Genomic DNA, 9,766 nt, shown 5'->3' with positions numbered 1-9,766 from the left:
ATGCACGCTAACTTACTCTCCATTTTTGGAAACAATACCTAATTTACCAGGGTTTGAGCCTTAACTGAACCGTATTGTTCCATCAGCAACTCGTCAAAGCCATCCAAGAAAAACAAATATCGTGTGTTTCTATCTGTCAACCAGCCGTCATCGCTAGCAAAACCCGCATTAACTGCCTCTTTTAGCGTTTCTCGAAAACTCTTGTGCAATGTAGGAATATCTCGCAGTCGAATTAACACGGGCGTCCAAACTGGATGTAAATATTGCCGCACCCAGTCAGCAAACATCCGACAAGAAACGCTCTTACCGCGTCCGGGTCCAGCTTCGACAAACATTACTTGATTTTGTTTCTTTTCATCTGCAAGTAATTCTTTTGCCCAAGTTTCCAAATCGAAAGCTTCTGCATCATTTATGAGCTTGCCATTTTTATCTAGCCGCTTTGCCTTCAGAGGCACGTAGATATCTTTAAACTTAAAGTCTTCATCAAATACTTTTTCTTCTGGTTTTGAGGCAATTGTCTCTTCTAAGTAAGCATCGATTTTATCGTATTTATCTAGATCTTTTTGCCAGCGCTCGCTATAACGTTCTGCCAGCACTTTTAAGTCATCTTTTGCTTCAGCTAATGCCTGACTAATGTAGCGAGGTGTACTCCAAGCTACTCGCTCTGTCAACGTCTGAGCTTCGCCTTTAGTTAATCCTACTTGCTGTAAGTAAGTTAATAATAAATGATTGAATTTTTCAGCCAATTTAGATCCGGGAAAACCGCTCATCGTTTTCCTGGCTTCCTGTTCATCTAAGGAAGATTCGGCAAGTTCTTCGATTTGTTGTTTAAACTCTTCTGATAGAACAGAGTTGAGATTAATTCGAGTTAAAACATCGCTGGCGTTTAGACATTTCTCGAAAGATGTACAATAAGCTAGAACCGCAGCTAACTGCACGTAATCAGAAAACGAGCGCTCTTGCTGAGGCTTATTTTTAAAACGCTTGTGCCACCGCACAGCAATTTGCACGAGCCCAATCCCAGCGGCAACAACTGGAATAGCAGGACTGATAGCGGCACCCGTCACTCCTACTACAGCAACAGCACCAGAAATTACCGCATTTATACTATCAACACTATCTACCACAACATCGTGCTGTCCCCGCAACAATTGCCGATGGTCGGTAGTCAAAATTTTCCAGATTTTTTTCAGCAAATGTTCGGAATTTTCCTGAGTCATACTTTTACCTGCTCTATTTCAGAAGAGAGAATCCGAGAAAATCTACATTTAACTCTGTAAGCATTCCGTAGTTCGTCGCCACAAATCAGTTCTCAAACTAACAATTAGAAAACATTAAGTTTCTTTTACCTTGACAAAACTACAACAATCCGCAATAATAGTAGATTGTCTGTCTAAATCCGGCTCGGATCAGGTTAAGACATTCCAAAAGCTGGAGAGCAGTCAGCAGTCAAAAGTCCACAACGACCAATGACCAACGACTCATCAGCTACCTGTACGGCAATTTCAACCACCATCCCATGACTTACGCAATCATTGAAACCGGCGGCAAACAATTTCGGGTAGAACCAGGCCGCTTCTACGACATCGAACTGCTTCACGTTGAAGCTGAATCCAAAGTCACCATAGACAAAGTATTTCTGATCCAGCACGAAGGCGAGGTTCATATCGGCCAGCCTCTACTAGAAAATGCCACAGTAGAAGGAACGGTTCTACGGCATTTCCGGGGCCGCAAAGTCCTCGTCTACAAGATGAAGCCGAAAAAGAAAACTCGGAAGAAAAAAGGGCACCGTCAAGAAACAACTCGCTTTATGATTGACTCGATTAGCGTCAACGGTACAGTCTTGGCCGCCAGAGACTTAACTCAAGCAGTTGTGGAAACTCCCCAAACCGCCGAAACTGATTCAGAATAAAACATAGTAAATACAGTTGAGGATATTATGGCCCACAAGAAAGGTACAGGCAGTACACGTAACGGACGCGACTCTAATTCTCAGCGTCTGGGTGTCAAAAAGTACGGCGGTCAAGTTGTCAAAGCTGGCAACATTTTGATCCGCCAACGCGGCACTAAAGTTCACCCCGGTAATAATGTTGGTATCGGCAGAGATGATACTCTGTTTGCCATGATTGACGGTGTAGTGACTTTTGAAAGAAAAGGCAAAACTCGCAAGAAAGTCAGCATTTATCCTGTTGTAGCAGCACCTGTGGCTGAACCAGTGGCTGAAGCTGTCGCTGTTTAATTCTTCGTTCCTAGGTTCGGCAGATTCCTGACAACTTAGCGTAGAACCGATAGTCCGACAGGGGTTGAAACCCCTGCCTCAAAGCTAAAGTCCTCTGAAGAGGACTGAAGAACTTATTAGTCCTCTTGAGAGGACTTTAGCTATTAGCCAGGGAATTCATTCCCTGGCGGACTAGAGGCTTAATTTGTCACCCATTTGTGGCTAGCCTCCCCCGACAATTGTGACAATTTCTAATATGTCGCCCTCTTGCATCTGTGTAGTTTCCCAAAATTGTTTGTGCAGAATTTCCCCGTTGTACTCTACAGCCACCAAGCGCGGGTTTAATCCTAATTGTTTTAGTAATTCTGGTAACGGTGTGTCGATCGCACAATTGCGGGTTTCTCCGTTAACTTGCAGCGCAATTTGATTTATCATCAGTAAAATATCTGTTTTTAGGGCGGGTTTTGTAACAAAATTATATTTTATGCACAGATTTCCTGTGCTAAACCCGCCCTACAAATTCCCCATCAACCTAGCTTTTCCCCTGCAAAGCTTTCTGAGCTTTTAGATTCTGCATCCGAATCAACTGCGAGATGAAAAACTGCGTCACTAAAGTAGGCTGTTCTGCTTCCATAATCGCGCGTACAGCAGCAACCCTTTGAGCTCCGGCATTCAATACTTCATCGAGGTTGTTGATATCAATTCCGCCGATCGCAAACCACGGAATCGGCGACTTATCAGCAGCATACCGCACATAGTCCAAACCTGCGGCCTGTTTATCAGGTTTAGTAGGAGTGTGGTAAACAGGCCCAACTCCAATGTAGTCGGCTCCCTCTTCAATAGCTCGCTGCATTTCCTCGCCATTCGTAGTAGAACGACCGATGATGCGTCCCGGGCCGAGCAACTTGCGCGCTTCCGCCACAGGCAAATCTCCCTGTCCTAAGTGTACGCCGTCGGCATCCGCTGCGATCGCAAAATCCACGCGATCGTTCACAATCAGCAAAGCATCGTAGCGGTGACAAAGTTCGCAAAGCTTGCGCGCGTTAGCCAGCTTTGCGCCGTCGTCTGAGTTTTTGTCGCGGTACTGCACCAAAGTCAGTCCGCCTTGCAAAGCAGCTTCCACGAATCCCATCAAGTTATCTCTGGGGGAAGTTACAAGGTATAACTGCGATCGCAGTAACTGCTGGTAGCGCCGGTAAGCCAGCAAATTGCTTTCGAGAGTATAAACCCGATAGCGCATCTGCTTAAAAGCCGCGCCCATATTCCGATCGTAAATTTTGCCATACTCTTCGAGTACCCGCAGAGATTCTTCCACCCTACAGAAATTCGCTTCCAGTAGCTGCTGAATGCTCGAACGCTGCTCTTCCTGCGGGTGAGTCAACTCCGTACCCGGATCTGCCGGTGTATCCCTAGCACTGCGAAGTTCTGCGACGTGCCAAGCAGCCAATTCTTGACGCAGTTGCTTGCACTCGCCAGCTAAATCCGCGCTGTTGATACCAAACCTGCACCATTCTTCAATAATTCTCAACCCTTCGCGCGATCGATCTAAATTTGCATCTAAAATCCGGCAGAGGGCTGGCTGTGCCGGTAAAGTTCTGTTTTGTTTGTCGGTCATTCAGAACCACCCTAATTATAATTAATCTTACCAATCAGCCCGCTACATTCTCCCACGCCGTCAAGATCGTGGCAAAGCAGGCGGCTTAATTTTGGCATAAACCGATGTAAATTCGACAATATTTTTTTAAGTTTTATTGAATTTGATGAAAACAAAGCATAATAGATCAAACTTGATGAGAGTGGAATCGTTAAACTGCATACCACACTTCGGAGGAGAGCCGTGAGGTTAGCAGAACAACACAAAAGATTAACAGAAGAAAACCCCAGCAGGCGGGTGAAATCAAAGTGCGATCGCGAAAACCCGACACCGAACTCGGGAAGCGGAACTCGGATGGCAAATCAGTGGGGTTTATTTATGCTCCTAAACTCTCAATATAGCGAGTGCAAAGAAAAGCGATCGCAAAAATCTTGTTTGAGTTCTTGCCTTCTGCTCGTTTTTGCCACCACCGCCCTTTGCAACCATCAACCGTCAGTTATCGCTGCCGGGATACCGGGAGTGCAGCTACTTTCTCAGACGCTGCAGAGCGAGATTAACATACTCTACGTCAGCTCGACCGGCGGCAGCGACACAGGAGGCAACGGCAGTGATCAAGCTCCGTTTAAAACCCTTACCTACGCCTTAAGCGTGGCCCCGCCCAAAACAGCGATTTTGCTAGCGCCCGGTACTTACAGCGAGCAAACCGGCGAAAAATTTCCATTAATGCTCAGGCCCAGCGTGACAGTTCAGGGAAATCCCAACACTCGCGGTCAGAATATTGTCATCAAAGGCGGAGGATACTTTATCAGTCCGACTTCGGCGGGTCAAAATATTGCGATTTTAGGCGCAGATGGGGCGGGACTCAGCGGGGTGACGGTGACGAATACCAACTATCGCGGTTACGCTTTGTGGATCGAATCAAGTTCTCCAACGGTTGTCAACAATACTTTTTCTGGCAGCACTCACGACGGCATTTCGGTAGTGGGTACTTCCAGGCCAACGATTGGCGGGAATGTTTTCTCGAAAAATGGAGCTAACGGCATTACTATTTTTGGCAGTTCCCAGCCGGAAGTTCGAGATAATGTGTTTGAAAACACGGGATTTGGGGTGAATGTAGCGCAGAACGCTTCGCCTTTGCTAATCGGTAACAAAATTACTCGCAATAAAGATGGCGTGGTGGTGCAAGCTAATGCTAGACCTGTGCTGCGTAACAATTATATCGAGAGTAACCGGCGGGACGGAATTGTGGCGATATCGAAAGCTCTGCCGGATTTGGGAACTGCCGCCGAACCGGGAGGGAATGTCATTCGCAACAACGGTCAGTACGATGTGAACAATGCGGCCAAAGGTCAAGTAATCCCAGCTTACGGGAATCAATTATTGAGCAGCCGGACGACGGGCTCGGTTGATGTGGCGGGAACTTTTACACCGCCGCCAATGGGGGGAAGTGCTTTGCAGCTAACGACCGATCGACCTCCCAGCATCGGTGGCCCAGACACTTCTCTCCCGGCTTACACTCCCGGGCGGCTAAGTCCCAGAACTGAAAGAGCGCCACTTCCCCCGCCTGCGCCCGTTTCGAGGCGACCGGTGCAAAATCGATCGACACCGCCAAGCGCTGAGTTGCGACAAGAGCTTTCTCCGAGGAATGCCGCTGGTTCATCCGTAGTCCAAGGGGCGATCGCAATTCCCGTGCCCGATCCGAGTTTTCGATCGGTTTCGGAAATTTCGGTACAGCAACCAATGATTCCTCCCAATTTTGATAGTTCGAGTTCGGTTTCTTCCGAGGGTAGATTGCCGGTTCCGGGCCGCAACATTCCTATCGGAAGGGGCGGCTATGTACCTGCACCTTTAGGGGGGAATTCTTTGCCCGATGCCGAGGATAATTCGCCGTCATTCGATCGAGCCAGAGCTTTGGGTTTCCGGTATCGAGTTGTGGTGGATACCGACAGTTGGCGCGATCGACAAAAAATGCAATCCCTCGTTCCCGGTGCTTTTCGCTCTTTTTCCAGCGGGCGACCGGTGATGCAAGCAGGTGCTTTTCGGGAACGCGAAAAAGCTGAGGAATTGGTACAAATGCTCAGTGCTAACGGTTTGAATGCTCGAATTGAAGAAATTAAATGAAATGGTCATTAGTCATTAAGTAGGTAGGCGGGATTAAACCGAATAATGTAACAGTATGTAAATAGGCTTAAGTCAGGCAGTAGAGAGCATTTGGACACTTTACATCGTTTACATAGTTGCGTTTTAAAGCGCCGACTTACTTAGTCATTAGTTAACTGTTGACTGTTGACTGCCAAAGACTGCTTGCTACTTCAAAATTTCAAAATTTTAGGGCCTAGCATATCGGATGCCAGACCCTAAAAAGTTTGTAAATTAAGTTGATCCAAGTGGGTTTTTAGCTCTGCTGAGTTTCAGCAAACTACAACTAAGGTGGACTTTTTTGCAACTACTCTGCGGACGAGCTAGCTATCAGCGGAGTCTATTCAGACTTCTGTGTTTGACTGTTGTGCGATCGCAACTTTTGATTAATCCAATAGCCTCAAGCTATCTAACCAATACGAATCGCAATATCAACCTTTCTTTGCTAATAAGCTACAAGGTTCAGGCGTTGCCTGCGGACTAGAGCCGAGCGGGACAAATACTCTAATTCCAAATTTTTTATCCAAGTTTTTTGTGCTTCTTGGTTTTGCCCCTCATGTTTTTAAGTTAACACCAACTGCGCGCATAAAAACACTTTGTTTACCAAACTTGACACTTTTTGATGTGATGAAATACTTCCAAAAGCGATTATTAACAATTTGTACGATCGTCCGATACCGCAACGTACACACCCGGCAGTTTTCGCTTGCTGTCAACGCAGCAGAGCTTCCCAAGTTGCGCGGCCGACAATGCCGTCTGCTGGCAGTTGATATTGTCGCTGAGCCGCCTTGACAGCAGCTTGAGTTTCCGGGCCGAAAACGCCGTCAGCACTCACCCGCAAAAATCCCTTGGCCCGCAGCCGTTCTTGCAAATCTCTGACTGCGGCCCCCCGCATTCGTCTTCTCAAAACCGGAAAATTTGTTGGCTGCGCTTGGGGGTTAACCTCTGAGTTGTCGGGATTTACAGGATCGTTAGCGATGGGGTTTTCGATGGCACTCGGAGTCGCAGGAAACAGACGGTTCCAAGTATCTTGACCGACTATTGCGTCGGGAGGCAGACCTGCTGCTTCCTGGAACTGAGACACTGATCTAGCGGTGCTTTGTGAGAAAATCCCGTCTACAGTGTCAGCGTAAAAGCCCAATAATTTAAGAGCAGCTTGGAGTTCGATCACTTCCGACCCTCGGCTGCCCAATTTGAGCGTGGGGCGGACGATCGCACCTGTTTGAGCGATCGGGCTGTTGCTGTTACTCTGTTCGGAGGTAGGTAGCTGTGCGACAGCAGGAGTAGGGGCGATCGATCCCATTACCAATAAACCGCACAAACTCCAGCCGAAGAGCAAACTCGGAACCTGGCGGGCTTCATTCCAGCTTGCTGTCAAGTTTTGGGACATTGGGAATTCGACCTCTGCAAAACTGGTAGCGATCGTACATCAAATCTGGAAAAAATTGGGAATTTCGGCATAGGGAATTGGGCATAAGGCATTAACTGATTCCCTGGCTATGCCTGCGAACGAGTTAAGTCAAAACTCACAACTTTTCTCCCCTTCCCTTTCCTAAAAATAATTTATCCCCTGAAATAGCTGCAATTGGCAAAAAAACTGCTAGATTGCCCTACAGAAAACATTGAACCGCGTTCATTGGGCCCCAGCAACACCATGTCCGAATTCAGAACCGCCAGCCAAATAGACATCGGCAACGTCAACATCGGGAACTTTCAAGTCGGCAGCATCAGCGGCACTAAATACAACGATTTTAACGCCAACGGCCTCCCAGATCCCGGAGAAGTCCCCATTCCCAACTGGCAAATCTACCTCGACCTCAACAACAACGGCCAACCAGAATTTAACGAACCTTCCACCCTCACAAACCCGCAAGGCAACTACATCTTCGCCAACCTGCCGCCGGGAACTTACCAAGTTAGGGAAGTCCAGCAGCCGAACTTTCGCCAAACTACTCCAAATCCCGCACCTATCACGATTACCAGCGGCACGAACGCTGGCAATATCAATTTTGGCAACAACTTTAACGCAGGGACGATCGCAGGTACAAAATTCAACGACATCAACAACAACAGCAGCCGAGATCCTGGGGAACAAGGGCTAGCTAACTGGCAAATTTACCTCGACCTCAACCGCAACAACAGGCTCGACGGCGGCGAACCTTTTACTTTTTCAAACCTTGAAGGAAATTACGCTTTTGTCAATATTCCCGCAGATACATATTTGGTGAGAGAAGTCCAGCAACCGGGTTTTCTCCAAACCACACCTGACCCCGGCCCGGTTAACGTTACTTCCAACGCCACTGTCAACAACATCAATTTTGGGAATGTCTTTTTTGTTGGCAGCATCAGCGGTCTCAAGTTCAACGACCTCAATGCCAACAGTGTCCGAGATGCGACAGATCCGCCTCTGGAAAATTGGCCCATTTACCTCGACCTCAACGGCAACAAAAGCTTTGATCCGGGCGAACCCAATACCATCACCAACCCACAAGGCAACTACACTTTTGCCAATGTTTCTCCCGGCCGGTATTTGGTGAGGGAAGTCCAGCAACCTGGATGGGTACAGACTACGCCAAATCCAGGCCCGATCGACATAACCGGCAATACCAACGCTGTCGGCGTCAATTTCGGCAACAATTTTCCTACCGGCAGCATCAGCGGCTTCAAGTTCAACGACCTCAACGCTAACGGCATCAACGAACCGACGGAACCGAGAGTTGCCAACTGGCCGATTTACCTTGATTTCACCAACAACGGCAGTTTAGATCCGGGCGAACCTTCGACTTTAACAAACCCCGAAGGTAATTTCTCTTTTATCAATTTGCCTCCAGGGACCTATGTGGTGAGGGAAGTCCCGCAGCCCGGTTTTCGACAAACCACGCCCAATCCGACTCCGCTCACCGTGGGCAACGGCACAAATGCCACTAATCTCAGCTTTGGTAACGTGTTGGTGACTGGCACCATCAGCGGTGTGAAATTTAACGATTTTAACGCCAACGGCATCCTAGAGCCCGGGGAACCGCCCATCGCCAATACTCAAATTTACATCGACCTTAACAATAACAGCAGTTTAGATCCGGGTGAAGCGAGTACCTTCAGCGACCTTCAGGGCAATTACAGTTTCCGTAACGTTCCGGTAGGTAGTTATGTTGTCAGGGAAGTTCCGCCGCCCGGTTTCATTCAAACGACTCCGCCTGCGGTGGTTGTTGTCTCGGCAGAGATTCGGGCTAGCCAAATCGATGTGGTGACGGGAGATGTGGTGACAGCAGAGGCTGAGGGTACCTCGGCTAAATCCTTGAAAGGCGACCCGCTGACGAATGCCAGCAGCTATGCGGGCGAACCTGCAGCAGCCAATAATATTGGGGCAGATAGCTTGCCTTTGAGTTCGCGTGGTGATACTGATCGAATTAGTGATTTTTTGGGCGATCGACGTTTTGCGAATTTAGGCAATATTCCTAACTTTGGGCAACAGAATTTCGGTCTGAATCTGAATTCAGAAATCAGCCAAATTGTCAAGGCAAAGGAATTAATTAATTCGGCGATCGGGAACTCGGTCAGCACTGTGAGCGGGAGAGATTTCTCGGTTATGTAGGGTGACACAAAACTGCATCGCCCCGAATCCCAAACCGTAGATAAAAATCAGGAAGAGGTTAAAGGGCGATCGCGTGATACCCTATTGTTGGCAACCTCCAACGCATAGCCAGAGTTCCGGGAAGCCCAAAGCTGGCTTGTATATGAGGAGCAAGATTCAGAGACAGTATCATACCTGTTTTTAGGAATTATCAGACAATTCCCCAAGTGCGATCGCCCTCGTG

General features: G+C 47.9%; 8 protein-coding genes. 4 read left to right on the top strand and 4 right to left on the bottom strand.

Features of this window, described 5'->3' with window-relative positions; genetic code table 11:
* Positions 1-38: 38 nt before the first annotated feature.
* Positions 39-1,220: a hypothetical protein gene (locus QUA57_RS06525; protein ID WP_333064098.1), complete on the bottom strand. Its 1,182-nt coding sequence runs from the start codon at positions 1,218-1,220 to the stop codon at positions 39-41.
* 299 nt (positions 1,221-1,519) lie between these two features.
* Between QUA57_RS06525 and rplU the strand changes: the two genes are divergently transcribed.
* Both rplU and rpmA read left to right on the top strand, forming a co-directional pair.
* Positions 1,520-1,912: a 50S ribosomal protein L21 gene (gene rplU, locus QUA57_RS06520; RefSeq protein ID WP_333036112.1), complete on the top strand. Its 393-nt coding sequence runs from the start codon at positions 1,520-1,522 to the stop codon at positions 1,910-1,912.
* A 27-nt stretch (positions 1,913-1,939) separates the two neighbouring features.
* The gene (gene rpmA / locus QUA57_RS06515) at positions 1,940-2,239 is read left to right on the top strand and encodes a 50S ribosomal protein L27 (protein WP_190738131.1); all 300 of its coding nucleotides are present in this window, start codon (positions 1,940-1,942) and stop codon (positions 2,237-2,239) included.
* 201 nt (positions 2,240-2,440) lie between these two features.
* On the opposite strand, the gene thiS is transcribed toward rpmA, so the two are convergent.
* Together thiS and QUA57_RS06505 are read right to left on the bottom strand one after the other, a co-directional pair.
* A complete protein-coding gene (thiS, locus tag QUA57_RS06510; protein WP_006634943.1) occupies positions 2,441-2,653 on the bottom strand; it encodes a sulfur carrier protein ThiS in 213 nt (70 codons plus the stop codon).
* A gap of 97 nt (positions 2,654-2,750) precedes the next feature.
* Positions 2,751-3,833 (bottom strand): thiamine phosphate synthase, encoded by a 1,083-nt coding sequence (locus tag QUA57_RS06505; protein ID WP_333064099.1) that lies wholly within the window; start codon positions 3,831-3,833, stop codon positions 2,751-2,753.
* Positions 3,834-4,055: 222 nt separating this feature from the next.
* On the opposite strand from QUA57_RS06505, the gene QUA57_RS06500 reads away from it, so the two are divergent.
* On the top strand, positions 4,056-5,933 hold the full coding sequence (locus QUA57_RS06500) for a DUF1565 domain-containing protein (protein WP_333064100.1): 1,878 nt from the start codon (positions 4,056-4,058) through the stop codon (positions 5,931-5,933).
* 730 nt (positions 5,934-6,663) lie between these two features.
* Here QUA57_RS06500 and QUA57_RS06495 read toward each other — a convergent pair.
* Complete coding sequence (locus QUA57_RS06495; RefSeq protein ID WP_333064101.1) at positions 6,664-7,341, bottom strand: peptidoglycan-binding protein; 678 nt, start codon at positions 7,339-7,341, stop codon at positions 6,664-6,666.
* Between the two features lie 264 nt (positions 7,342-7,605).
* Here QUA57_RS06495 and QUA57_RS06490 point away from each other — a divergent pair, with 264 nt between their 5' ends.
* Positions 7,606-9,543 carry an SdrD B-like domain-containing protein gene (locus tag QUA57_RS06490; protein ID WP_333064102.1) on the top strand — a complete coding sequence of 646 codons (1,938 nt, stop codon included), beginning with the start codon at positions 7,606-7,608 and terminating at the stop codon, positions 9,541-9,543.
* Positions 9,544-9,766 lie beyond the last annotated feature (223 nt).

The sequence above is a fragment of the Microcoleus sp. Pol7_B2 genome, from assembly GCF_036701035.1.
Lineage (GTDB): Bacteria > Cyanobacteriota > Cyanobacteriia > Cyanobacteriales > Microcoleaceae > Microcoleus.
This window is presented reverse-complemented; position numbering and strand designations above follow the sequence as displayed.

Bases quoted from the DNA above. Each gene is read 5' to 3' on its own strand.
- thiS (WP_006634943.1), bottom strand. From the start codon at position 2,653: ATGATAAATCAAATTGCGCTGCAAGTTAACGGAGAAACCCGCAATTGT.
- QUA57_RS06525 (WP_333064098.1), bottom strand. From the start codon at position 1,220: ATGACTCAGGAAAATTCCGAACATTTGCTGAAAAAAATCTGGAAAATT.
- QUA57_RS06490 (WP_333064102.1), top strand. From the start codon at position 7,606: ATGTCCGAATTCAGAACCGCCAGCCAAATAGACATCGGCAACGTCAAC.
- QUA57_RS06495 (WP_333064101.1), bottom strand. From the start codon at position 7,341: ATGTCCCAAAACTTGACAGCAAGCTGGAATGAAGCCCGCCAGGTTCCG.
- rpmA (WP_190738131.1), top strand. From the start codon at position 1,940: ATGGCCCACAAGAAAGGTACAGGCAGTACACGTAACGGACGCGACTCT.
- QUA57_RS06505 (WP_333064099.1), bottom strand. From the start codon at position 3,833: ATGACCGACAAACAAAACAGAACTTTACCGGCACAGCCAGCCCTCTGC.
- rplU (WP_333036112.1), top strand. From the start codon at position 1,520: ATGACTTACGCAATCATTGAAACCGGCGGCAAACAATTTCGGGTAGAA.